At 58.9% G+C, this 275-nt stretch carries 1 protein-coding gene; it reads left to right on the top strand.

All coding sequences use genetic code 11. The features are described 5' to 3' along the window. On the top strand, nucleotides 1–275 hold a 275-nt coding region (locus tag MTCD1_RS19100), incomplete at both ends, for an ATP-binding protein (protein WP_235013390.1).

The raw sequence follows: 275 nt of genomic DNA, 5'->3' as shown, positions 1-275 counted from the left end.
ATCAAAGACAGCGGAATTGGCATCAGCGCGCAAGATCAGCAAAAACTGTTCAGCCCTTTTACTCAAGCGAGCAACAACACTTTGTCCGGACGCAGCGGGTCCGGGCTCGGCTTGGTAATCAGCCGCAACTTATGCGAAATGATGGGAGGCAGCCTGGACCTGAGCAGCCAGCTGGGGACGGGAACACTGGTCACGGTGACGCTGAAGCTGCCCATTCTGCCGCCTCCCGCGCGAATCAGGTTACCCGTCGTCGAAGACCACACGTTGTCCCGGGC

Origin of the sequence: Colwellia marinimaniae, from assembly GCF_002207865.1 — a bacterium.
In the GTDB taxonomy this organism is placed as follows: Bacteria; Pseudomonadota; Gammaproteobacteria; order Enterobacterales; family Alteromonadaceae; genus Colwellia; species Colwellia marinimaniae.
Note: the sequence above shows the minus strand (reverse complement) of the source record. Positions and strands in the feature narration are given on the sequence as shown.